The organism is Oceanospirillum sp. (assembly GCF_048265165.1).
GTDB lineage: Bacteria > Pseudomonadota > Gammaproteobacteria > Pseudomonadales > Halomonadaceae > Oceanospirillum.
The window spans coordinates 722901-744873 of record NZ_JBLXCD010000001.1; the positions used below are offsets into that span (position 1 = coordinate 722901).

Annotated in this window: 33 protein-coding genes and 1 other RNA gene; all 34 read right to left on the bottom strand. The window is 55.2% G+C overall.

What is annotated here, in order from left to right; translation table 11 throughout:
* Positions 1–7 precede the first annotated feature (7 nt).
* Entirely contained in the window at positions 8–235 is a 228-nt protein-coding gene (locus ACN0R8_RS03115; RefSeq protein WP_417594973.1) for a hypothetical protein, read from the bottom strand.
* A gap of 152 nt (positions 236–387) precedes the next feature.
* A complete protein-coding gene (locus tag ACN0R8_RS03120; protein WP_417594975.1) occupies positions 388–723 on the bottom strand; it encodes a hypothetical protein in 336 nt (111 codons plus the stop codon).
* A gap of 123 nt (positions 724–846) precedes the next feature.
* Entirely contained in the window at positions 847–2004 is a 1158-nt protein-coding gene (locus ACN0R8_RS03125; protein WP_417594977.1) for a hypothetical protein, read from the bottom strand.
* Positions 2005–2028: 24 nt separating this feature from the next.
* Positions 2029–2460 (bottom strand): hypothetical protein, encoded by a 432-nt coding sequence (locus ACN0R8_RS03130; RefSeq protein ID WP_417594979.1) that lies wholly within the window; start codon positions 2458–2460, stop codon positions 2029–2031.
* Positions 2460–2858 (bottom strand): gp436 family protein, encoded by a 399-nt coding sequence (locus tag ACN0R8_RS03135; protein ID WP_417594981.1) that lies wholly within the window; start codon positions 2856–2858, stop codon positions 2460–2462. Before ACN0R8_RS03135 ends, ACN0R8_RS03130 begins: the two co-directional genes overlap by 1 nt.
* A 2-nt stretch (positions 2859–2860) precedes the next feature.
* The gene (locus tag ACN0R8_RS03140; protein WP_417594983.1) at positions 2861–3316 is read right to left on the bottom strand and encodes an HI1506-related protein; all 456 of its coding nucleotides are present in this window, start codon (positions 3314–3316) and stop codon (positions 2861–2863) included.
* 98 nt (positions 3317–3414) lie between these two features.
* On the bottom strand, positions 3415–4320 hold the full coding sequence (locus ACN0R8_RS03145; protein WP_417594985.1) for a Mu-like prophage major head subunit gpT family protein: 906 nt from the start codon (positions 4318–4320) through the stop codon (positions 3415–3417).
* An 84-nt stretch (positions 4321–4404) separates the two neighbouring features.
* A complete protein-coding gene (locus tag ACN0R8_RS03150) occupies positions 4405–5499 on the bottom strand; it encodes a phage protease (RefSeq protein WP_417594987.1) in 1095 nt (364 codons plus the stop codon).
* 233 nt (positions 5500–5732) lie between these two features.
* Positions 5733–6302 (bottom strand): phage virion morphogenesis protein, encoded by a 570-nt coding sequence (locus ACN0R8_RS03155; RefSeq protein ID WP_417594989.1) that lies wholly within the window; start codon positions 6300–6302, stop codon positions 5733–5735.
* Positions 6303–6414: 112 nt separating this feature from the next.
* Entirely contained in the window at positions 6415–7689 is a 1275-nt protein-coding gene (locus tag ACN0R8_RS03160; RefSeq protein ID WP_417594991.1) for a PBECR2 nuclease fold domain-containing protein, read from the bottom strand.
* Positions 7689–9236, bottom strand: coding sequence for a DUF935 domain-containing protein (locus ACN0R8_RS03165; protein WP_417594993.1), 1548 nt, complete (start codon positions 9234–9236; stop codon positions 7689–7691). The genes ACN0R8_RS03160 and ACN0R8_RS03165 overlap by 1 nt, the downstream gene beginning before the upstream one ends.
* On the bottom strand, positions 9236–10798 hold the full coding sequence (locus ACN0R8_RS03170) for a hypothetical protein (protein WP_417594995.1): 1563 nt from the start codon (positions 10796–10798) through the stop codon (positions 9236–9238). Before ACN0R8_RS03170 ends, ACN0R8_RS03165 begins: the two co-directional genes overlap by 1 nt.
* A complete protein-coding gene (locus ACN0R8_RS03175; protein WP_417594997.1) occupies positions 10798–11379 on the bottom strand; it encodes a DUF3486 family protein in 582 nt (193 codons plus the stop codon). Before ACN0R8_RS03175 ends, ACN0R8_RS03170 begins: the two co-directional genes overlap by 1 nt.
* A gap of 6 nt (positions 11380–11385) precedes the next feature.
* Entirely contained in the window at positions 11386–11676 is a 291-nt protein-coding gene (locus ACN0R8_RS03180) for an ArsR family transcriptional regulator (RefSeq protein WP_417594999.1), read from the bottom strand.
* Positions 11677–11976: a DUF2730 family protein gene (locus ACN0R8_RS03185; RefSeq protein ID WP_417595001.1), complete on the bottom strand. Its 300-nt coding sequence runs from the start codon at positions 11974–11976 to the stop codon at positions 11677–11679.
* Positions 11977–11984: 8 nt separating this feature from the next.
* On the bottom strand, positions 11985–12236 hold the full coding sequence (locus ACN0R8_RS03190) for a TraR/DksA C4-type zinc finger protein (RefSeq protein WP_417595003.1): 252 nt from the start codon (positions 12234–12236) through the stop codon (positions 11985–11987).
* Entirely contained in the window at positions 12229–12744 is a 516-nt protein-coding gene (locus tag ACN0R8_RS03195) for a hypothetical protein (protein ID WP_417595005.1), read from the bottom strand. Before ACN0R8_RS03195 ends, ACN0R8_RS03190 begins: the two co-directional genes overlap by 8 nt.
* 3 nt (positions 12745–12747) lie before the next feature.
* The gene (locus tag ACN0R8_RS03200) at positions 12748–13266 is read right to left on the bottom strand and encodes a D-Ala-D-Ala carboxypeptidase family metallohydrolase (protein WP_417595007.1); all 519 of its coding nucleotides are present in this window, start codon (positions 13264–13266) and stop codon (positions 12748–12750) included.
* A 91-nt stretch (positions 13267–13357) separates the two neighbouring features.
* The gene (locus ACN0R8_RS03205) at positions 13358–13828 is read right to left on the bottom strand and encodes a Mor transcription activator family protein (protein ID WP_417595009.1); all 471 of its coding nucleotides are present in this window, start codon (positions 13826–13828) and stop codon (positions 13358–13360) included.
* Entirely contained in the window at positions 13800–14357 is a 558-nt protein-coding gene (locus ACN0R8_RS03210) for a gp16 family protein (RefSeq protein ID WP_417595011.1), read from the bottom strand. Before ACN0R8_RS03210 ends, ACN0R8_RS03205 begins: the two co-directional genes overlap by 29 nt.
* The gene (locus ACN0R8_RS03215) at positions 14354–14830 is read right to left on the bottom strand and encodes a hypothetical protein (RefSeq protein ID WP_417595013.1); all 477 of its coding nucleotides are present in this window, start codon (positions 14828–14830) and stop codon (positions 14354–14356) included. Before ACN0R8_RS03215 ends, ACN0R8_RS03210 begins: the two co-directional genes overlap by 4 nt.
* Positions 14823–15308, bottom strand: a complete 486-nt coding sequence (locus tag ACN0R8_RS03220; RefSeq protein ID WP_417595015.1) for a hypothetical protein — start codon at positions 15306–15308, stop codon at positions 14823–14825. The genes ACN0R8_RS03215 and ACN0R8_RS03220 overlap by 8 nt, the downstream gene beginning before the upstream one ends.
* On the bottom strand, positions 15305–15760 hold the full coding sequence (locus ACN0R8_RS03225) for a hypothetical protein (RefSeq protein WP_417595017.1): 456 nt from the start codon (positions 15758–15760) through the stop codon (positions 15305–15307). The genes ACN0R8_RS03220 and ACN0R8_RS03225 overlap by 4 nt, the downstream gene beginning before the upstream one ends.
* The gene (locus ACN0R8_RS03230; RefSeq protein WP_417595019.1) at positions 15753–15953 is read right to left on the bottom strand and encodes a hypothetical protein; all 201 of its coding nucleotides are present in this window, start codon (positions 15951–15953) and stop codon (positions 15753–15755) included. The genes ACN0R8_RS03225 and ACN0R8_RS03230 overlap by 8 nt, the downstream gene beginning before the upstream one ends.
* A 213-nt stretch (positions 15954–16166) precedes the next feature.
* Positions 16167–16231: hammerhead ribozyme type II (locus ACN0R8_RS03235), an RNA gene on the bottom strand.
* Positions 16230–16508 carry a hypothetical protein gene (locus tag ACN0R8_RS03240; RefSeq protein WP_417595021.1) on the bottom strand — a complete coding sequence of 93 codons (279 nt, stop codon included), beginning with the start codon at positions 16506–16508 and terminating at the stop codon, positions 16230–16232. Before ACN0R8_RS03240 ends, ACN0R8_RS03235 begins: the two co-directional genes overlap by 2 nt.
* Before the next feature lie 39 nt (positions 16509–16547).
* The gene (locus tag ACN0R8_RS03245; protein ID WP_417595023.1) at positions 16548–17186 is read right to left on the bottom strand and encodes a DUF3164 family protein; all 639 of its coding nucleotides are present in this window, start codon (positions 17184–17186) and stop codon (positions 16548–16550) included.
* Positions 17164–17397, bottom strand: a complete 234-nt coding sequence (locus ACN0R8_RS03250) for a hypothetical protein (RefSeq protein WP_417595025.1) — start codon at positions 17395–17397, stop codon at positions 17164–17166. Before ACN0R8_RS03250 ends, ACN0R8_RS03245 begins: the two co-directional genes overlap by 23 nt.
* A gap of 10 nt (positions 17398–17407) precedes the next feature.
* Positions 17408–17734 carry a hypothetical protein gene (locus ACN0R8_RS03255; protein WP_417595027.1) on the bottom strand — a complete coding sequence of 109 codons (327 nt, stop codon included), beginning with the start codon at positions 17732–17734 and terminating at the stop codon, positions 17408–17410.
* Positions 17734–18054 carry a carbon storage regulator gene (locus ACN0R8_RS03260; RefSeq protein WP_417595029.1) on the bottom strand — a complete coding sequence of 107 codons (321 nt, stop codon included), beginning with the start codon at positions 18052–18054 and terminating at the stop codon, positions 17734–17736. The genes ACN0R8_RS03255 and ACN0R8_RS03260 overlap by 1 nt, the downstream gene beginning before the upstream one ends.
* A gap of 30 nt (positions 18055–18084) precedes the next feature.
* A complete protein-coding gene (locus ACN0R8_RS03265; protein WP_417595031.1) occupies positions 18085–18360 on the bottom strand; it encodes a hypothetical protein in 276 nt (91 codons plus the stop codon).
* Complete coding sequence (locus ACN0R8_RS03270) at positions 18357–19301, bottom strand: AAA family ATPase (protein ID WP_417595033.1); 945 nt, start codon at positions 19299–19301, stop codon at positions 18357–18359. Before ACN0R8_RS03270 ends, ACN0R8_RS03265 begins: the two co-directional genes overlap by 4 nt.
* 38 nt (positions 19302–19339) lie before the next feature.
* Positions 19340–21373 carry a transposase domain-containing protein gene (locus tag ACN0R8_RS03275; protein WP_417595035.1) on the bottom strand — a complete coding sequence of 678 codons (2034 nt, stop codon included), beginning with the start codon at positions 21371–21373 and terminating at the stop codon, positions 19340–19342.
* Positions 21374–21389: 16 nt separating this feature from the next.
* A complete protein-coding gene (locus tag ACN0R8_RS03280) occupies positions 21390–21863 on the bottom strand; it encodes a helix-turn-helix domain-containing protein (RefSeq protein ID WP_417595037.1) in 474 nt (157 codons plus the stop codon).
* Between the last annotated feature and the right edge of the window lie 110 nt (positions 21864–21973).

Sequence of the window (21973 nt, forward strand, 5' to 3'; positions counted from 1 at the left end):
TGCCGTTTTATCGTTGGGGTTTGCTTTGGTTCAACCGCTGTCGGGCTTCCGCTTCCAATACCTGAAAGCGCCGCCAATCATCCGGGGCTATCGGCTCAAACCCGCCCCGGCGGATCACAACATCCACAGCGGGGTAGTGCATCCCCTGAACAATGCCGGTCATCGGCAGGTACTGCCAACAACTGCTCACACAGGCCCAGAACAGTTGGGCCGCTTTCCAGTTTTCCTCCAGCACCAGGCAAACGTGCTCTTCTTTTGGCTGGCCTGAATTTGAAAGGCTGTTTCGTATTTTTTGCGCGCTGTCCGGGCTGATCAGCTGATCCAGATCCCCCGCATCAGCAGGGGATGCTTTTAAAGCAAGATCCGCCCAGTGGTGAGCGACCTCAATCAGGTTCGCTTCAGGTTCTTTTTTGTGATCTGCTCGTTATAAGTGCTGACCAGGGCCATGCTGATGGCGGGGTCATTCTTTACCGCTCGGATCAGGTCATCACCCGTCAGGCGATTGCCGTTTTCATCCTGCAGCTCCAACTCGCTTTCATTCACACTCACTAACACAAGATCGAGCAGGGTTTTATCGCTATTGTGCTCATCTTTAAGGGAGTCCATCGGCACCACTTTATAGGTGGCTCCAAAGCTACCGGAGGCGGGTTTGCCGTTTTCATCCTGAAAATACACAGTACACGGGGCGTTAAAGGTACGGTTGGTATTCAGTTTTAAAGCCATAGGTTTTCTCCAATGGGTAAATAGAAGAAGCATTAACAGCAAGGCATAGCCGCTCATCAGGAATCCTCCTTGCTGTAGGTCAGATAAGCGCAGCGCCATCCGACACGGTCAGTCCGATACGAATTAATGGAAGAAGAGATAAAACTCGTCGTCATCGATGCCGGTGACATCAAAAGAGAGGTCATAGGCATCCGATCCGGCACGCTCTTTATCACTGATCCCAGTCATACGGGTGGCAGGCAAGACCAGGGACACACGCTCACCGGCAACGCTGCCCAGCGTGGCATGAATAGCCGCTTTGCCGCCGTTGGCCCATAGATCGAACGGGTTAAAGTCCGCAAGATCCACCACCTCAGGGTCGATACTGCCCGTAGGTTTACGTCCGACAATCCGGTAACTGTGACGGCCATTGGGGCTGTTGATATCCGGCACGGGCTGAATATCAGCCCCCAGCTGGAAGCTGAGCTTTTCAATGGTGCCGGTATCCGTGGGGTAATCACCCAGCTGCAAGCCTGCGTTTTGCCCGATAGGCGGCTCAATATCGCTGTACTCAGCATCAGGCAGGGGCACGTTAGCGGGCGACTGATACAGTCCCTTCAAACTGAACTGAGCTTTACAGAACTCGCCTGCCGTCCAATCAAAGCTAAAGTCGGAGCGAGAGCGCGTGGCGATACGCCGCTGGCTATCCATATGGCCGTGAATCACAGCGGTTTTGTACTGAGTGCGGTCACTCTCTAAGCGATAGACCAGGGCATCGGCCACACTGGCGGTGGTTGCCGTCGCAGCACCGGCGGCCAGTTCATCCGCTGCGGTTGGAGCGGTTTGCAGATCACGCACCCAGATCACGGCCTCACCGGCCACATCACCCACCACCACATGGGCCACGGTGCCAACCACACCAGGGGTGGTGGTATTGGTCAGCTCATCACCCAGCTTTGGCAAACCTAGCAGCCCTGTCACGGCAATCATGGCACCGGCCTCTGACACCATGCCGCATGACATTAACAGCGGATGCATCGCTGGGGGCAGCACCGTGGTGCCGTCGGTATCCAGACCGGCACCTTTCATCTCCACCGGAATCGTGAGATCCCAGTTTTTAGCACCGATAACGCTACCCACCTGAGACATAGAAGAGCGCACCACATCTCGGGTTTTGGTATCGCCATTGGGCTTAATGGCAAAACCGGATAGCACTTCAATAACCTGCATTGGGCCTGTGACGCTGCCATCGGCATTTTCTAAGCCGATAGCGATATACCGGCGGTTGCTGCTGTTGCTCATAAAAATCGACTCCTACTGTTTTTATCAGGCCGCCGCACGGCGCTGAATCTGTGTCTGATAACGATCCATCCACCAAAGCGTGTTTTGCTCCATGCGAATTAGGCCGCTACTGCTCAACAGATAGGGGCCAGTTGCGCTCTCGGGTTGCCAACCAAATAAGGCGTCACGAACAGCATCACGGGCGGTTTCAAGCTTCTGAGAGCCGCGCTCTCCGGTACGGTCATTCAAACTGCGTACCGCAAACACGACCCCAATAGTGACCATGATTTTCTGCACCGCAGGGCCGGAGACCCGCTGGCTTTTTTCGGGCTGCTCAGCCACCGGCACAACAAAGCCGCTCACACCATTAACCGGCGGACGCTCCATAGCTGCCGCCAAACTGATCGCTGATCCCACGTTGTCTAAAGGGGTGTCCGCGATTGACTCAAGGCGCGCTTCTGTTTCCGTCAGCAGCATCAGATAAAGCCTCGGGTGTTCGCACGGCTAAATACATGGCCGTCATTTTGCATTTCTGCGGTGTCCATACTCTCGGGTTCCGATTCCTGGCTAACGCCTAAAGTGGCGCGCCCTTGCGCCAGGGCTTCCAGGAACTTCACGGCATCCGCGCGACGCTGAATCACCACATCAGACGGCGCAACATCCAGCGCATAACGCACCAGGTCTAATGCCGCATTCGCCAATACCGGCGGCACTTCAGCCAGAGGCAGGGCGTAGCGCCCAGCGACATAACTATCAATTAGGCTGGATGCCCCTGTGATCGCTGCATCGACTGCACCAGGGCGGCCATACTCCAGATCGGCAATATCAGAACTGCCAAAACGGTTCTCCAGTTCAGCGCGGGTGCAATAAGCCATGATTATTCTTCTGCCTCTTGGCTTTCTGCAGACTCAGCAACCAAACTCTGATACGCAGCCCAAGCAGCATCACGCTCATCGGCGGACGTGCCTGAAGGCATCGCCGATGTTTTAGGCGCACCATTGGTCATCCACAGTTCGGCATCCTTGCTATCCAGCTCAGAAATATGAGCAACTAAATCAGCCAGCTCATCGCCGGACATTAAATCGCCTGCCAGTGCCTCATCATCCAGCACCCCTTCCGTTTCAGGCTCAGCACCTGCCGGATCGGCAATATCTTCAGGGGCAGAAAGCGCACCGGCTGGCGTATCCAATGTGATCGTGATGCGTGGATCAGCTTGCAGTTGTGCAAGCTGTTGTTTTGAGAAGGTGCCGTCAGGATGCGACACAGGTGTTTTAGAGTGCGCCATACCGGCACGGCGATAACCTTCAAGGGTCGATACAATCGTGATAGGCATACCATGTTCCTCTCCGTTAAACGGGGTGCGTGATTGTCGGGCTAAAGCCCGACCTACAGCGTTACAGTCATCTGTCGCCCTTTAGGGCGACAGATGACTTACAGATAATCCGCCACAACCAACTCAAGGCGACCTTTCAGCTCGTTGGAGCTGTTGGCATCCAGCTCACGCTCCAGCAGGCGGGTGGCAACCTTCTCTAGGGAGGCAGGCACTACCAGCTTGGTTGGTTTGATGCCCAGCTTCTGACCGCCATCGGCTTTGAACTCACGCATGGCAGAGATCGCCGCCCAAAGGTTGTCTGCGGTCAGGTCTTTGCGGGAACCGTAGGCCAGCTGCCAAAAGGAGAAGCCCACATTGCGACGGCAATCGACACCAAAGCGGAACTCGTTGGAGGTAAAGACCTGTTCATCATCCAACTTGGTCATGGACTGAAATGCCGGGGCACGACGGCTTTGCAGAATCAACGGCTTCACCGCACGGGAGGTATCCAGCAGGTACCAAGCGGTGCCTGAGTCTGAGTTGTCATCCCAGTTGGATACCGATTCCGCCGTGCCGGTGCCATCCGCATTGGGGTACACGGGGTGGTCGGTATCAAAGAAGTTCTGTCCGTCATAGCACAGGGTGGTTGTACCGGCGCTGAGCAGTCCGTAGATCAGTTCATCCGGCTGAATTTGGGCTGCACGCCCCATCTCCTGAAAGATCGGTGAATAGATGCCCACGTTGTCATCTTCAATATCGTCACGATCCACACCCACGGTGCTTTCAAAGGTCTTGTTGACAATGGTGTAGCCGTGGGCCTGCATGGAGTTGATCACACGATCACCGATCCACTCCCGCAACATCGGGAATTTGCCCAGCCAGCCATAGGTGTTGGATTTGCTGGCAGACTTCACTTCCATCGCGATCTCATTCCACTGCGGGGCAGCGCCTTCCAGACCGTTTTTAAAGTCGGCTTTCCAGGAGGTGAACAGCGCCTGGATAAGGGCGTTAGTAACAATGGCCATAAGTAAGGCTCCTGTTTAAAAGTTTCGGTGTCGATCACCCCTCAGGGCGAAACGGGCATCAGGGTTGTCGGGCTGAAACCCGACCTACAGCGCCTTTAGGGCGGCGTATTCTTCCGGGGTTCGTCCGGTCAGTTTGGCCGCTTCCAGCTCGTCATGGCTCAGGCCGTGGGCACCGTCTTTAGGCGGCGGTGTTTCATCACCGGCCTGCATGGCACTCAGTGCAGCAACGGGCTGGGACTTGTCCAGATAGCTTTTCAGCGCGGCGATATCCTTTTTACCCAGATCCCGCGCCCAGCCTTCCATCGCAGGCAACAGACGGCCTTCTTTTTTGGCATCGCTAATCAGCTGATCCAGACCGCCGGTCTGCACCTGAGCAGACAGTGCCGCCATCTGGCTTTGCATCTCGGTTACGACGGTCAGCGGTACATACTGGGACAGATCCACGTCCGCGCTAGGCGGGTTAGCCTTTAGGGCGGCAACTTCAGCATCACCGTCCGCTTTGTCTTTCTGCAGTTTCTTAAGGGCTTCCAGCACCTGCTCCTTGGTGGCAGATTCATTCAGGCCCAGCAGGGCGATCAGTTCAGAAAGTTCCATAGCGGACTCCTGTTCAGGTTGAAGGTCAGGTTGAGGGTCAGGTGATAAAGAAAGATCCAGCGCACGCAGGGCTACCGGACTGAGGCCATCACAGCCTGGGCGATTCACCAGCGCCGCAGAATGTAAAGACAGAGGTTTGCCGGTGGCTTTGTCGTAAGGGAACACCGCAGACAGATAGGCGTACTCACCACCCTTGATGTAACCCTGGGCGCGCTCTGTCCAATCGGCTTTAACCCACAGGCCGGACTCTCGCCACTGGGCATCTTTGATCCAACCGGACGCCGGTGCAGGCAGTCCGTTTTTATCCGCCAGCAGGGTTTGGTGTTCGTAATCGATAACGGTTGGGTTTACGCGGGACTTCAGATCCGCAATCAGATCCTGGGCGGTGGCTTCATCCAGCATCCAGTGGCCGGATTCAACATCGAACGGACGGCCATCGATGGCCTTGAACTCGCCAGCAGGCAGCAGATGGAACCAACCATCAGCACCGGATTCCAGAGACAGCGCCGCAAAGCCGACGGATTGAGTCGGTTGAGTGCTGTTCAGAACAGCCAGGCCGGTTTGTGATTGCGTATGTGTTTTCATAGCCCCAGATTAGGGGCTGAACGCGGGTAGCGGGTTCTAATGTCAATTGGGGCTTTCAGGGGTAAAAAAGGGGAGGAATAGAGCACAGACCAAAAACACAGTCTAAATCCCTTGCCGCATACGCTTTAGAAACAGGTCAGAAACAGGCTAAAAGCTGCGAAAAGACAAAAGCAGGGGAAATATACCACAGCAGACAGAAAAGCCCGCTACGAGGCTTATTTTAAAGGCAGGGTTTATTGCGAACCGCCAACCGACAGAAAGTCCTGCAGGATGCCGATAATCTCATCCTCATCATCGGCGCTCAGACCCAGAAACGGGCGAGGCTTCTGGTTTAGCGTGTAACTGTATCCAGCAACATCAGCAGTTATCGGAGCGGTTAACTCACGACCAAAGGCTTGGGTAATCCTTCGCTGATGCGGCTTTACAGTCACCGTCATATTATCAGCCCCAAATTGCTGTTTAGCGGCATACCGACTGGTTACAGAGCCTGTGCTAAGTGACATTGAGTCAGGCCCATAATCGGAATGGATCATATCCCGCAGATTGAGCATTTCACCATGCAGGATCTTATCAACTCTGAGGTTTTGCTTTTCTCGGGCCTTGGTTGTGGAAGGCTCATGTCCTGCCCAGGGCGTACCATCCGGCGCTGTTTGTGTATCGAACCGGTCTCGGGTTGCGTGCTCCAAATAGGAAGCAATCGAAGCAAAAGCCTCAGAAGCATCATTCACATTTGCCAGCACGCGATTTAGAGCATCTGCGATGGATTCTGTATTGTGATCGATCTCGATATGTGTACCTGCCATATAAAGTGTCCTATACTAGGGGTTAAGGCATATAACGATCATGGGGAAGGCTCCCGAAGCTATCCAATGACCCATGACGTGGCGCATGTGACGGGACGATTGTGCTATATGCCTATTCAGCCTCAGTCTTATGGTATAGCAGTATTCCCTCTCTCTGATCTTCCATATAGTTTTCCCTCCAAGGTATCCGTTGCTTTCCTCTTCGCTTGAAAGGCGTGAAGATAGTGCTACCTGTCCATACTTGCTGACCAAATTCAAAGGCACTGAAGCCATTGACCATCTGACCATCATCTTCCATCTGCCAGTGGGCGATATAGCGACGCTTCAGGCGGTACTTGCCGGGATTAGAGAAGTCCGGTTCTAAAATCCCCCAGATCTCATCCGGCTCTTTAAGCGCACGGGCTAACAGCCGAACATAACGGTGCCTCAGCTTATCTTTGTTAACCTTAAGCTCACCCGTGCCGGTGCGGAATAGGTTGTCGTTGATGGCCAGCGGCTCGCCCAGGACATCAACAAACACCGTCTCATCGTCAGTACCAAACTCATTCAGAAATGCCTGCACGTAATCCTCTTCAGGCAGGTCATCGGGCATTAACACGTCGGCTTTAACCAAAGCCGCTGGCGGTAAGGCTGGTTTGACAATGGCACCAAACGGAATGGGTTTTACGTGTTCTGGCCAGCTCTCGATAAACGAGGGCGTTTGATGCTTCAGCCAGCTTTTACCTGGGGTATAGGCAAAACCGGGATCAACACCAACCGGTAATTGCATAACCTCACCGGTGCGTTTATCCAGGTGCTCATAAGTCTTACTGGCTGGAGCCTTATCCGGGCCATCTTTTTTAAGTACCTGGGTCAGATAATGCTCAGAAACTGCGAATACCTTACACAGGCAACCCAGACCATTTTGGGGTGAATGCTTTTCCCACCAGGGGTCATCGGCCCGAAGTACCAGCCGATCCCAGGCTTTATGTTGCATCCGGGGATTTTTGTTGCCTGAGTGGCGATACATCTTATAGGGATGAGCTTTTTTAAAGGCTGGCTCCTGGTGTTGGGCGGTACGGCCAGCGTTATAGGCTTGGCGCAGGTTGGTTTCATAGATCAACTTACTGCGCCACCCTCGGGAACCCTTGTAGTCCCAGCCGTGCTTGTCTACGATCTCATCGAATCGCTTCTCAAAGTCACGTAGGGTTTCTCCCTCTTCTTCGGCCTTTAAAATCGCGGTATAAAAGTCTTCAACAAGGGCCCGTGTACTGGCTCCTGAGACCATAAAAGCATGATCATGGTCTGCTCCTTGAAGATCTTCAAAGCTGGTACTGGGCGTTGGGATTTTCTGTTCCAAAAAATCCCGCATCTGTTGAAAGCGTTTTCCGCCCCACCGTGCAGGCATCAGAGCGCCTCCTCAATCAGGTCATAACGTCCGCCCAAACCAGCAATATACAGCGCATCCCCCATAACCTGTGCCATCTCCTTATGATCCAGCTTCAGAGCCATAAGCTCTGTTTTTAACTGCTCAAACGAATCGGCCTCTGTCACCAACCGACGAACCTGATTGATAAGATCATCCTGCAGGGGGGCCAGTTGCTCTCCCAGTTTATCAGCCATCTCTGTGACGTTATCATCCTGGGGAGTTGCATTGAGTGCTGCAAAGCCCGCTTTTAAGGCAGCATTAGGCACGCTAGAGGCTTGCAGACTCAGCACGGCTTCCCCCTCTTTTGGCTCCGGGATCTGCAGCTTATCCGTCACCCACTTGGTGGGCACAGGTACATTCAGCTTTACCAGTTCCGGCAAGTGCTGGGCGTAATAGGCCAGATCTTCCGGCTCCGACAGATCAAACTCAAAGCGCGGCAACCGATGCGGGCCGGAGAAGCTGGGGCCATTCAGCGCATACATCGGATAGATCAGATCCCGCGTGATAGCGGCTGCGATCTGTTTGGCGTCGCTGTCTCTCAGCTCCTGACGTACCTCGTTATGCACATTGCCCAGGGCATTGGTCGATGACTTGCCATCCGCCTGACTGGTGAGGGTGCCCCCCAGAATCGCTTTCGATTGGGTACGTTCGCACCAGTTCATCATCGCCTCAAACGGGGTTGAGGTGCCTTTGCTGGCTTCCTGAAAATCGATCTCCATCCCCCGTGGGATAATGCCCCCGGCGTTATGGCCGATGCTCATCACCGCCCGTAAAAGGGTGGCTTTCTCCTTCTCATTGGCACCCGTGGGGTATTTACCCAGGCGCAGCGGCAGGCCGTAAATCTCCAGAAACTCCGCCAGATCCCTTACCGAGTAGGTTTTAAACAGATAGGGCCATGCCAGCACCCGCGCCAATGCGGTGCGCCCCACATAGCCGGACTTGGCCGCATGTTGATGCATCAGCCAGCCAAAGGGTTGCAGCGCCGCGCCTTCATGGGAGTTATCCCGCAGGCGCAGCTGGTTACGGTCTTGCGGGTGGGTTTGGAACCAGGCCGGATCACGCCAATGGCACTGGGGAATACGCATTCCCTCAATGGTCTGCCATTCCAGCTCCTGGGCAGCGAAGCCTTTCAGAATAGCGTCTGACAGATTAAAGATGATCGCTTCCAGATCGGTACGGTCTTCCATCAGCTCGGTCAGCAGGGCGACATCCGCTAGTTCCGCCTCACTGGGGTTACGGGGCGGTACGATCTGCCACTCTAAACCCAGCAAGGCACGGCGGCGCTTTTGCAATTCGCTGAAGATGTGGCCGTCTTTCTCTTCAATATCTTCCGCCAGCTCACACTGGCTGATCAGATCACCCTGTTCCGCCTGTAGCAGAATACCGGCCAGCTTGGCCGGTGTTAGCCCTCGGGATGGGTGTTCTGAGTAGTGCTGATACAGCCCCGCAATTTTGGACTCATCCAGCAGGCTCTGCATCTCATCCGGTTCTGAGGACAGTGGATTGCCATAAAGATCAACCAGCATTACCAGCCACCTCCTTTAAAGTCATGGTGAACGTCTTCATCTAAAATTGAGTCGTCATCACCGCCATCCCAGCGGCTTTGCTTACTGTTGCTGCTGGGTAGTGCGGTAAATTCAATGGGCGCACCTTCCATCTGGGCAGCCCTTACCGCCATACAGAGCGAGACGGCGGCATCGCCGTGGCGTTGTTTGCCATCGGTGCCTTTACCGCTGCCTTTTTCGATCTGGGGCACACCCTTGGTCATCTGGATCTTACGCAGGTCGTCCAGCACATCCTGGGACTTGGGGATCTCGATATCGCCATCCTCAAACCGGGCTTTGAATTTGGGCATCCACTCCCGATACCAACCGATGTTGAGGTGTACCTGATCCACCATATCTTCCCCATATTTCAGGGCAGCCGCCTCGGCTAAGTACCCACCATTACCGGTGGCATCAAAGGCGGCACCCACCCAGCGGGGCAGACGATCCAGCAAATAAAACAGGATCTGTTTCTGTTGTTCGTAGGTCAGGTTGCGCAGTTCCAGCATAAAAGGCACCCGCAGGCGGGTATCCGGCTGAATGGCAATGGGGGTAAAAACGGTTAAGTCACCCTTACGGGCAAAGTCTTCGCCAAAGGCATGGCGGTTGCGGTCGCTCAGCTTGTCCAGCTCTGGCTGAATATCTTCATAGCAAAGCGCTTTAATCTCGGCCTCTCGCTGGGCCTGTGTCCACTGGGTAAAGTTGGCCGGGGCTTCGTAGGTGAGTACCGGGATATCGTCCCGCATCGCCCGTTCAATCAGGCCACGGGGGATATACGCCCCGCCACCCTGTTTGGGCACACAGGCGTATTCCTCCAGGGCGTCTTCTTCCGTGGCGGTGTCCTTCAGCAGACCTGCTTTCCAGTTGTCTTCCGCTGCCTGAGACCAGCCTTTACCGGTAATCTGGCAGATACGTCGATACAGGCCCTCAGCACAGGCATCATCCAGAGTGATGGTATGCACGCTGTAGCGTTTACGCCCGGCACGGCTGTCCTGAATCAGCTGGTTAAACAGGTTGTCGATACCGTTATGGGTACTGATCAGGCGTACCTTACTGCCCCACATGGTCAGGGCCAGCGCAGCTTTTAAGACTTCGGCCAGTCGCTCATGGAAAGCGGCTTCATCAATGGTGACGTTACCCTGCATACCCCGCAGGTTAGCGGGATTGGAGGACAGCGCCTGCACCTTAAAGCCCGAGGCAAAATAGACCACAAAGATGAGGATCTCTTTGCCGTCCTGACCGTCATCCAGAAACACCTCTTCCTGAATCTCCCCAGCGGCTTTATCAAAGGCTTTGGCCCACATGGCCACGGCCTCGATAAACTCCCGCGCCATCTCTTTATTGCTGCCCACATAAAAGTGATTACAGCCACCGGCGCTTTTAATAGCACCGGCACAGAGGGCGGCATCCGCCGCTTCCGCCCAGGTGAGACCTGTACGGCGGGATTTTTCGGCAATCTTTAACGGGGACTCATCCGCCACCCAGCGCTTTTGGTAAGGCAGCAGTACGGCATTTTGGTCAAAGTCAGGGGCTGATACAGTCATCACGCGATTCCTAAAATCTGCGCTTTAATGGCGGTAATACCCTCACGGGTTAAGCCCTGGGCGTGGGCGACCTCTTCAGCGGCGGCTGCGGCCTCCTCGGCAAAGGCTTTGCGGATCTCTTTTTCGCGCTTATGACTGGTCATAGCAGCCTGCTCAACACGCTGAATCGCCAATGCCATCTGGCTGAGGGCTTTGGGTTCAATCGGCTCTTCGGACTCACTCATGTGCATGCTGGTATCAAACGCCATCGTCCGTACCACTTCCTGCAACAGCTTACCGACCTCACTGGTGGGTTGGTTACCCAGCTTTGCCGTCCAGACTTCAGCCACTTCACGGCTTTGGCGGATTTTAGCCCCGATCTTTTCCATACGGGTGGCGTAGCGACTGAGGCCGGACTGACTAACCTTGGCATCCTCCGGCAGTCCGCTGGATTCGATCTGCCGGTTGATCACATCCAGCACTTCCTGTTGACTCAGGCGACCATCCCGCAGCATGGCGTCCAGCTCAGTTTTCAGTTGCTCCGGTAGCATCTGCACCTTTGATCGGCGGTTGCGCTTCTTCTCGTTGGCAGGCTTGCTCATAAAGGCTTAACTCCGGCGGGCGCGTTTAATACCGGGAATGCTGCAGCGGCCATCAACCGCGTCGTATCCGCGCTCGGTTAAGGTGGCAATTTGGCAGCCCGCCAAATCCTCAAGGCTGATCACCGCTTGCTCTTCTAACCACGCTAAATGAGTACGCACCGCATCACGGCTAACGGCATGGCCGTAGGCGTCCAGGCAGTCCTGAATCACCGACTCATTCGCGGTGCCGCCGCAATCATTGAGTGACCGTAACAGGCATAAACGCTGGTCTTCTGCTAATAATTGTCGAATAGCCATTTAGGCTCTCTCTTTTAGTTCGTTTTCAAGTAACAGATCTGACATGTGCTGCACGCGGTCTAATCGCGGTGACAGTTCTTTCAGATCCCCTCGCAGGCTGGCGATCTCCAGATGCAGGTCGTGCAGCTCTTTGCGGGTGGGCTGGTCATCCATGCGCCCCTCCAGATGATCAATACGTCGGGCTTGCTCATCCACCGCCTCCTGTTTGGCGTAGGTCTTACTTAATAGCGCCATAATCACCAACCCGCCTGTTGTGATCAGCGCCCAAAGAGGTGCCCAATATTTAGCGATCCATTCCATAAGAGTTCCTATTGGCCTGAAGGTGTGTCCAGCCCCAACCGCTGCCGCCGGTCTCTGACCGACTGGCAGAAGGTGCAGCGAGCGGCATCCGGCTTTGCCTTAAGCCGTGCCTCGGGAATGGGGTTGGTGCAGTCCAGGCACAGCACCTGACCGGCCTCAACCCACTGGGGTGGTTCTGCGGGTCTGTTCAGAGCCTGGGCAAGGCTATGATTCAGATTGCGTTGTTCAGCCTTAGCGGCACGGTCTGCGATGTCAGCCACGGGGTAATCCTTTTTTATCTTTCTCCTTGGAGCCTTGGCTGGAGCCAAACCAGAACTGAAGAATCTGAGGGACAGAGGCGGTCAGAACGCCGATCACGGTATTCAGAATGCCAAACATACGGTCATTGATTTCGATGTCCGTGACACTCATCAGTACCGCCATAATGGCGAAATAGCCCAGCACAAAGAGCGCACTAAACACGACTTGGGGCCACATATTGAACTTCAGAATATCCCGTGCGTTCTGCCGGTCAGCCAGCTCCGCTTTAAAGACATCGATATCCAGTTCACGCATACGGATTGCGAATTGCTGATCTAACCCCTTCAACCGCAGCAGCTCTTCATGGGAGGCTGCCCCTACAAACTGAGCTACATCAGACTCGGAGGCATCGGGATCACCTAACAATTTGTCCGCCATGAATTTGACCGCCATACCCGCTGCAGGCCCACCAAGGGCCGTGCCTAATGTTGGGGCCACCGACTTAACAAGATCCTGCCAAAGACTCATGGCTTACTCCTTACCTGCTTGAGGTAGAACAACTTCACCAGAGCGCAGACCAGGGATATAGACCGTTTTCTCGTTATCTTTCTGAGCCGTTAAAATCTCCTGTTTGGCGGTGCCTGTGGCCGCAGCAATATGCACCCACTCCCCAAACTCATAGATGCACTGCTCATAAGGCAGATTGAGAGAAAGCTCGACCCACTGGCAGACGTGCAACGGTGTGCAACCCGAGACCACAAAGTCTGCGGCTAAACCCAGACAATGGGCGGAAGTCGCACTGCCACTGATCTTGCGATTCAGATCAACAGAACGAAAACCCGAGGTGATATGCACCGGCCCCAAGGCATCCCGAATGGGCTGCAGGATGGTCTGACAGAGGTGCTTAAGGTGCTTAAATTCGGTAGAACCGGGCTTAACCTGGTTATCAATACCAAAGCGGGCTGCGGTTTGTGAGCGAGTGAACTCATCCAGATAAAAGTTCTTACTGAGCTGAATGCGGTTGGTACTGGAGGCGCGGGAAGCGGCCATAAAAAATCCCCCGTAAAGTGCTTTCCAGCAGCTTACGGGGGATTGAGATAGGGGCGGTACTAATGCAGATTGGGGTTAATTAAATAAGGAATTAGCTAAACAGACCGGGCTGGATCTTACGCTGATGCAGCGCCCGCTGCTCTTTGATAATGCCATAAATTGCCTGCTCGCTCATCTTATACCGGCGGATTAGCTCGACAACCGGCACACTGGCGGCCCATTCATCATGGATGCGTTTGTGCAATAAGGCGGTCTTTACAGCAGCGGCCTGAGGCAAGTAGAAGCCACGACCACCCGAACGAAAGCACAGGGCGATCAGCACCTTCTCGGTCAGCAGATGCTTGTCATCGTCGGTAATGCCAGAGGCGTCCAGCTCTGCGTGGATAAAGTCGGTCATCTCGACCAGATCTTTCGGCCATTTGCGCTTGTCGGCCAGCAGGTCATCATTCAGGTGAGGGGTAATGGCGTGATCCGAGCCGGGCTGCTCTGCATCCAGAGCAAAGCCCAGTTGATGTTCTTTTGGCAGGAGATCTTCAGGAGTGGCTGCTTGGTGTTTGTACATGGTGGGTTTTACCTTGTGTCATGCGCTGTTGCCAGCGTTTAAGGCGCTCCAATATCTGTCCGGCCATCTGTTCGTCTTTCTGCAGCCACTCCAGACTACTCACCCCAACACCGCCATTCAGGCGGCTTGTTTGGTTCCTGACCCAGTGGATTAAGGCACCTTCAGAGCCATCGTTAATATGACCCGTTTTGTACATCTCAATCCAGATGGCACGCAGCTTATCTATGGTACGCCCGCGTGATTGGGGACTATACCCGCCTGACAAAGGTTTTGCATTTTTCCCCGCGCCAGAATTGCGAATTTTGCCGCTTTTACGGGCTTTAAAGCCCTTATCCTCAAAGTGGCGTAGCACCTGAAACAGCTCAGAAACACCCATTGTTTTACAGCTGCTTTTACCGGTTGCCTGCACAAGGCAGGCCCGGTAGATGTCGTCATCCAGACCCAGCTGTTTTTTGGCAATATGGATCTGCGCCATTAAGCGTTGGCGGGTGGGTTTGGCGGTTGTGGATGGTTTTTTCAAATGCGTCATACAGTTTTCCTCTTTTGTTCCTGATCCAGCCTGCGGCTCAGCTCTTCAACCGCTTGCTGGTGGTTGCGTACCGGTTTCGGCTTCTCCGGCTTAAAGCCCTTTAACCGGGCCTGCAGCTCGGCAACACGGGCGCGGTTTTTGGACTTCTGTTCGGCGGTCAGTTCCGGCTGTGGCAACGCCACCACCGGGGGGCGATCCGGCAGCACCCGCATCAGGTCTGCCGGTTTGGGCCATGTTTTTTGGCTGATCAACAGCTGGTTAAATGCCTGCTGTAAACGCGCTTTGTCCAGACCTTCCTGCCAGTGGCGGCTCTGCCATACCGCGCTGATCCAGACATCCACCACCGCCGGAAACGTGTCATTAGAGGGGCTGAACTCCAGCCGCAGCAGGTACAGCCGGGACAGCTCCTCAGACACCAGACGACCAAACCAAGGGGCAACGGGTGTTTTACCTTTGGCGGATGGGTTACTCATGGGCGTCCTCCGTATTCCACCGGCCCAGCACCTGGCTGATGGTGTCCCGTGTGGCGCTTTTACCTGTCGCTACGGGCAACGCGCTTGCCGGAGTCGGGGCTGCAGGAGCCTGCATCGGCACCGCCTCAAGGCTTTCCAGTACCCGCTTTAAGTAGTTATGCCCGGTCAATGGTTTCCAGCCACCCTGTTGCTGTTTGGCTCGCAGGGCTTCTACCGTTTCTGACAGGGCGGCACCCAGTCGCGGGCTGTGTTGCCCGCCATTGGGATCAAGGGCGATCACCTCCTGACACAGACGTAATGCCCGCTCCCAAGCCAGCGCCCGGCTCTTAGAGCGAAACAGGCCGAGATAGGCCACCAAAGGGCGGGAGACCTCTTTCGGCAAGGTGCCCATCAATCCCATCAGTTCACGGGCGGCATCATCGCTGACCACCTGATCCAGGCTATGGCTGATATGACAGCTGGGGCAACGCAGCATCATGCGGCAGGCTCCGCAGCTTCAACGGTGCTGTGACCAATACTTTTCAGGGTCAGGTCGGCCACCTTTTTGTATTGGCGTACCAGCACTGCAGCAGAGGTAAAGATCGGTTCCCAGTATTCCATCTTGGCATCCAGGCAGAGCTTTTTAGCGGCTCGTTTACCGACGTTTTTGATAATCTCTTTCTTCCTGGCCGGAGAATAGAGAGAGCGGCTACGTTTGCGCCATACCGCCTTTATCTCCGGTTTAAAGTCGTCTTTTTGGTTGGGCCAACCCCAGCCCCAGTTAATTTGCCCGTCCAGATAAACCACCAGATCCATCCGACCTTCACCCGTGCGCATCCGCTGGACGCTGAGTTCCTGTCCCTGATAATCGAACACCACACGGCAGTAGAGGTTTTTAAGCTCAGCTTCAATCTGCTGCCATTGCTCTTTTGTGATTGGGGATTTAGTCATGCTCAAGACTCGACTCCTTAAAACTTACGAAATGCTGAAAGCGTGACTGGTCACGTTTTGCTAATTTGTGCGTTTGGTGGATCAGGTGGGTTAACAGCTCGCTGGCATCCTGAAACTCTGCTAACTGGCACAGCTCTTTCAGCGCCTGATCCGTACCCTGATAGATTTCAAAGCTCAGAGTACGGGCACCCATTCGGGCTTTGTGTTCACGCTGGCGTGCTCTTTGGCGACGCTTGCGGTTACGGGCCAGAAGCCGTTGGCGCTCTGCTTTTGGGGTGGAACCTTTTCGATGCGACGTTGTTCACCGCTATTACAGTCGGTCTCTATGTAGATACCGCCCGGTAAAATTGCCGTGACCTGCCAATCCCGCTCCATACTTAAGACCTCCAATAGATCTGATAATAAAAAGTGGCTGCTCATCAGTACCGGATCACCACATCCGGCAGACACGGCCTAAGCCGTGTTTCGCTTAAAAGCCCTCCCAGTCCTCGTCTGCTGCTTCTGCTTCATGCTGCTGCGTGGCAAAGGGCAGTTTGCCCAAGCGCCACAGGGCCAGCTCCAGGCCAATGCGAATGCCCTTTCCTAGGGTGCTGTCCCCAGCAATCTCTTCACCATCCAGATTGATGTCTGCATCCGGGTTATCAACAATGAACTGCAGTTGCGCTATTTCTTTCTCATGCCAGTGTTCCAGCCTCTCGATAAAGTCCATCACTTCAGGGTTGTCAGTATGGAATGTCTTCTTTGTCATAACGGCCTCAAATAGCGGTTTTGGGTGTCGGGTCAGGGTTTAAAGCGCGGCCAGATCCAGCGGCAGGGCCTGCCACTTTTCATCCTGGCCGGTGCGGTGATAAAAGCGCACATAGGTTTTAGAGCCAGTTACCTGAATCGAATCCGCGATGGCTTCCATCGCCTGCTTCCACTCGGGGTCATCAATGGCATGGCGGCGCAGGCCCAGAACCCGGCTGGTGCTGATCTGGCCTTCCTTGTCTACCTGAAAGGCATCATCCACCAGCACTTTAAGTTCGTTGCGGCTGCCCTCAGTCCAGCGGTGGATGCACTGATCGATCAGGGTTTTGGCCGCCTGCAGGCGCTCATCAAAGGTGATGCTTTCCGCAATGGCGCGCTGGATTTTGAGGCGGCCATCAAAGCTCACCAGAGAGACGTTGCCTTTGGTGCCCCCCAGTTTGACGGTGTACTTTTCTGCCGCCAGATCAATAAACGCGCCGATATCCCCCAGCATCGCCAGCTTGAAGTCTTTCATCTGGGCTTGCAGATCCCGTGCTTTCTGGAACAGCTCCAGCACCAGATCGTGCCGGGCCATATCGATATCCTTAATGCTGGCAACCGGCACCAAACGGCCTTTAGCATCCTGCATAAAGCCATCGGGAATGGCGGTGTCGGGTTTAGTGTGTTGTGCTGTGTTCATCGGTTTCCCCGTTTTGGTGGTCATCCATCATCTTTTTGGTTTTGGGTACGGCTATAGCCAGGGCTTTGGGCAGTACCTCCCGCGCTAAAAAATCACCCGTGCCTTTGGCGATTGTCGTCACCAGCTGGCTGTCGCCGGGCTTGGTTTCGGTGTGAACCTGTGCGGTCACGCAGCCGTTCTCGTCATCAATCTCAATTACAATGCGGCTCATAGGGGTCTCCTTAGGCAGCCGGTTGGTTTTCAGGACTGTGCAGTAGCCGGTTATGGCTGGCTTTAAGCGCCCCGCTGGTCAGTTCGTTCAGCAGCAGTACCGGGCTGCTGTGGGCCTCTACCGCCTCGGCCAGTACCGCCCGATGCCGCTGGCCATCGTCGTAGTAATCCAGATTGTTATTTACAACGCTCTCATCGAAGCGGCCTGCTTCGTTCAGGTTAAACGTCACGCCCTGGCTAAGGGGGCGCAGAAACGCCACGCAGCCATTGGCAACGCTGGTCTTCTCCAGCGACAAAATCAGGTACTGGGGTTGTGCAGGTGTTGCTGGCAAAAACATCAGGCGGCATCCTTCTTCGTGGTTTTGTCGGTCTCTGAGCGGTACTGATGCTGCCGGTAAAGCAGCTCCTCCCGCACAATGTTGATATGTTTAGGGGCTGCGACTCCGATACGAATCTCACGGTCACGTACCGAAAGAATCCTGATCGAGACCTCACCATCCAGAATCCAGCGGCCACCTTCCTGAATGACCGCCATCCCTGTTGGGGCCTGCAGCTTCAGGCATACATCACCGGCAGGGGTAAACTCTGGCCAGACTTCAATCTCGTAGCTTTCGCCCATCAGCACACGCTGCAAAGGGCGGCGGGTTAATACCAACATAGGGTTCTCCTTGTTCCTTATCCGGACGCCTTAATAGGCGTCCTGCTGCCAAACAATTTCGCACTGCTCAAACAGGGCGCTCTTTTCTACCCGGCGGCTACCGTTGCGGCAGATATGACGGCTGCTGTAACTCTTCAGCGCCTTGCAGCCCTTGCCGGGGTACACCGTGATGCGGGGCACCGACAGATTCATATCAATGCGATCAACAGTGATCCGCATCTGCTCCAACCCTGTGACCGCACGAGCCACCTGCAGCAGGCAGTTTTTAATGTGCTGGTTCGGGTCTTTCTTCATTGTTTTTTTCATGACATCGCTCCCAGTTCCGCCCAGGCGGCTTTAATGTGGTGGTCACTCAGGGTTTCATCCGCGCCACGGGCAAACATGCTGGCAAGGCGCAGCGCCTTGGTCACACCGCGCAGAGCACCGGGCTTATCGGCAATCTCTTTCAGCAGGCGTGTGCTGGCTTTATCCACCTTCCAGGCGGTGGCGAGGGATTCCACATCACCACCGGAGGGCTTGGTCAGGCTGACGCGCTTACCGATCCGGCTGAACAGCTGGGCGAACTCTGCCGCACGGCTGCCACCGGTCAGTTGGGCGTAAACGGTTTCATTACCCACCAGAGCCAGGCCCACGTTAGCCATCTCCGCTAAGCGGCGAACGGTTTCCAGAGCGCGGTTATTAAGAAACTGCGCTTCATCCAGAATCAGCAAGCCGCCACTGCCGCGCAGTTGATCCCGAATCTGAACCTCCAGCGCATCCGCCCGGCCTGCGGTCATGCGTAAACCCAGCGCGTGGGCAATGGCGCGCAGACAGCCACCCACGGTGGCACTGGTTGGGGTGCAGTCCACCACCCAGGCGTTATGTTCGCTGGCGGCGTAGTGGTGCAGGGTTTGGGTTTTACCCACACCAGCCCCGCCAAAAATCAGCGCCATATCACCGGCCAGCTGGGCGTAACTCAGGGCGTCATAAATGCGGTTGGCCGTGGGAGTCGCAATAAAGCTGGGGGCCGTGGGCAGTGCCGCTAAACGGGTGCGGTTCTCTAACCAGCGCTCGGTGGCGTTCACCACAGGGTTCATATCTGCCAGACCGTTGCCGTTCATAAACTTGCTGAAGGTGCTGTTATGAATGCCAACCTCTTTGGCGATCTGGTTCTGAGACAGGCCTTCGGCCTCCTGAATGGCGCGTACCTGCTGGCGGATTTTCTCAATCTGTTCCGGGGACTTCTTAAAGGTGACAACCGATGTCATATCCATTTCTCCGTCTTCTTGTGTTTAAGCGGTTCGGGTTAAAGTTGCTGGGCTTTTTTGGCGGCTGCTGCCATGCGCACCATTTTGCTGAAACCCGCCTGATAGCGGTCGTGGTCAACCTCGCTCTGGGGGGCGGTTTCAGGCTGCTGTTCGGCGTCGGTCGCTTGCTCGGCTACGGCATCCACCACGCGCAGGGTGTTGCCCTGGGCGAAGGTTTGGCGAAACGCCACCTGACTGACGTTGTTCTCCGGCTTGTCCGGTTCATCCATCAGCGGGATCTGCTGAGCGACCTCTAGTGCATCCATGGTGTTCTGCAGTTCAGCCTGTGCTTTAACGCCTTTCATCATGGCGGTGCGGGCGCGTTTGTGTTCACGGGCGGCCACGGTGTCGCGGAAGCCTGCGGCCTGAATACAGGCGGCCTCTGCAATAAAGCGCCCCTCAAGGTCATACACGTACACATGATCGTGCAGATCCATCGGGTCAAAGCGCACCACCAGCTTGTCGCCAACGCGGTCAAACAACTCGGCACAGTGGTAACGGTTTTTGCCAAAGCCTTTGGCGGCACCGGCTTCCAGTGTGATGGAGGCGTCTTTCGCCACCCGGATCGACTCCGCTGCCAGTAGCCATAGGCGGCGCTGTTCGGCGGTGGCTTTGCGAATGGCCGCTGTGGCGTAGGATTCGGCAAACACCTCATCAAAGCTTTTGTGGCCTGCAGCCATCTGGGTGTTGCGTTTCTGCAGGGCGTTCCAGGCTAAAATCTCCTGATTCAGCACCCGCTGAAACTCATCCAGCGGCACCGCGCGGGAGCCGTAGTTCTCCGGCTTGTTCATGGGGCTGTCACCGGTCCAGGCACCGGCAAAGGCAGGGTGTTTGTCCACATACTCACCAAGACCACCCACACCAAAGGCGCGCTCAATGGGTTTTGCCTGACCATGACCGTGGCCGTTTAGTACCGATGTCCAATGCACCTGAACCCCCAACATAGGGAAGATGCCCATTGGGTCATCCGGCTTCACCTTAAAGCGGTAACGGTTGGCAACACCGCCGGTCATAATCTTGTTGGCCGCCGCGCGGGTGTTATCGATGGTGACGTGGTGCGGAATGCCGTAGTCTTCCACCAGCTCACCAAAGCTCAGGCGGATCTGGTCGGTGTTCTCGCTAAAGTCGGTACGCCATGCCAAAATCTTGCGGCTGTACACGTCCTGCCAGAACCAGGTCTTCATCCGTACCGGCTTCTCCTGTCCGGGTATCGCTACCCATACGTTGTGCTGATAACCATCACCGTTGATATGCTCCAGCGCGTGCATCGTCGATACATCCCGCTGTTGGCTGGGGTACAGGCGCATCAGGGCGTGTTCACCTTCGCGCATCATCACCTGTACCGGTTTGCTGACCTCTGCATTCATCCGGCGCTTGAACGAATCAATACTGGGTACTGTCCAGCCTTTTTCGGCAGCTGTACGCTGCAGGCGGTGGTAGCAGGCCTGCCAGCTGGGGGCTTCCAGTCGCAAAAAGTCCGCTTTAAAAACCTGCCACGCCTCGGGGCTGCATTCGGCAAACTCTTTGCTGCCGGTATTACCGGGCACCAGTACCGCCAGCCAATCACCGCGCTCGTAGTTACGAACGCCTTCTTTTTTACCCACGCCGAAGTACCAGTTCTTAATGGTGGCAGCAGAACGGCCTGTCTCCTGGCTGACATAGCTCAGCGCCTTCATCAGGGGCATCCCTTTGTCGACCAGTGCCATCATCTGCAGCAGAATATTCAGCTTCTCTTGGGCGCGGGCTTTCTGCTTTTCGGTCTTGCGGGCGTAGTTGGCCCAAAGGGCGTCCCGGTCGTAGGCCACGTCTTTGCGTACCTGCTGTTGCAGCTCCAGCGAGGTATTCACCTGCTGCAGCAGCAACTTCGCCTGGGCCGCTTCCGGCAGGTTATGCAGGTGGTATTCGTAGCCCTTGCCAAAAGCACGGGACTGACTTTCCCAGCCTTCGCGGTTTGCCAGCTTGATCACGCCACGCTCTGTGGTCGGCAGCTCCGGCAAACCCGCGATCTCTTGTGCGGTAAACCACTGTTTCATGGTCTTACTCCTTGCCTCAGTGCTCTAGCAGCAGATCCGGTTGTTTGTACTGTTCAAGGTTACGGCGCTGTTTCTCCAGATCTTCCATCAGTCCCTTTAACGCGGCGCTCACGTCATGGGCGCTCTCTTCACCCTCAAAAAAGCGCATCAGCTGACCAAAGGTCTGGTTGGCGTTAATCACCAAATTGGCGATGTCGTGGTTCTGGGCGCGTTTGCCGGTGGGCATATCCACCAGCAGTTTGTTTTGCCCGTGGGCCAAAAAGCGGGTCACTAAGTTGATGCCGGTGGCATGTTCAAAGGCGGGCACCATCATCAGCGGCATACGCCCGGAGGACAGCCAGCCATACAGGGTGTTTTGGCTGCTAACGCCCATCAGGTCAGCAATGCGCTGAATGCTCAGGTTCTTTTTCTCCCGGCCATGATCAACGCTCAGTTGCAGGGCCTGGGGAATATCGTTGGGGGTAATTCGGTTCCAGGGTTGCTTAGCCATTTTTTGCTACTCGATATTTATCCAGTTCAAAATAAAGTGCGGTTTTTTGTCTTTTTTGGCGGGTTCCTGCGATATACGCTTTAGAAAACTCGCAAATAAGGGAGACGCAA